This window comes from Picosynechococcus sp. NKBG042902 (genome assembly GCF_963864045.1).
GTDB lineage: Bacteria > Cyanobacteriota > Cyanobacteriia > Cyanobacteriales > MRBY01 > MRBY01.
In genome coordinates, this window is record NZ_CAWLTV010000008.1 from 1 (window position 1) to 915 (window position 915).

General features: G+C 47.1%; 1 protein-coding gene. It reads right to left on the reverse strand.

Annotated features, from left to right (window positions below):
• Window positions 1-24: 24 nt before the first annotated feature.
• Window positions 25-818, reverse strand: a protein-coding gene (locus AACR41_RS00040; protein ID WP_138072138.1) for an IS5 family transposase whose coding sequence is annotated in 2 segments (ribosomal slippage) — window positions 25-485 and window positions 485-818 — 795 coding nt in all. Because the reading frame shifts where the segments join, the coding sequence is not laid out codon by codon here.
• Between the last annotated feature and the right edge of the window lie 97 nt (window positions 819-915).

Below are 915 nucleotides of genomic sequence, written 5' to 3' on the forward strand. Positions count from 1 at the left end.
AGAGACCATTTATAAAGTAAATCTTTAGGAAACTAGCCGACGCAACATCAGACGACTCATGGAAGCATAAATCCCTGCCTCCGACACTTCTGATAATTGCTCATAGTCTTTACTAAGGCGACGATAATAATTCAACCAACCAAATGTACGTTCAACAATCCAACGCTTCGGGAGTACCATGAATTCTTTACTGTTTCTACTAATCACTTCCACCTTGGCTTGCACCATTAACCAGAGACTTAAGGCAAAGCGTCCTCCTCGATATCCAGCATCTACCCACATCAACCGCAATCGCTTCAACATCTGCTGTTGCTGCTCCCTTAGCTCCATCACTGCAGCAAGGGCAAAGGTTCGTTCTGAGCTATTTCCCTCGGAGACTATCACTTTGTAAAGTAACCCTAAACTGTCGACTAGCAAGTTTCTCCGTCTTCCTTTGACCTGTTTCCCGCCATCGAAGCCATAGACATCGCCCTTTTTTCTGTCGTCTTGACCGATTGGCTATCGGCAATCAGGACGCTAGGTTCTGGGGTTTTCCCCACTGCTTGACGGCAGCGAGTCCGCAAAGCATGGTTGATGTTTTCCCAAACTCCCTGCCTCTGCCATTTGCGATAGTAGTAGTACACCGTGGAGGAGGGAGGAAAGTCCTTGGGCAGATAGGCCCATTGACAACCGGTTTTGAGGAGATAGAAAATCCCATTGCAGACCTGTCGCATATCAGTAGTACGTGGATGACCGCCGGACTTTGGAGCAGGAATCAAGGGTTCTAGTAAAGCCCATTCTGCATCGGTCAGGTCACTGGGGTAAGAAGCTTGAGACATTGGTGCTATTCTCCTGTGTCGTTACGCTTATGCTTGACCTTAACGACTTCACGGGCAAAAATCCTGTTCTCTTTATCTTTACTTTATAAACACCCTC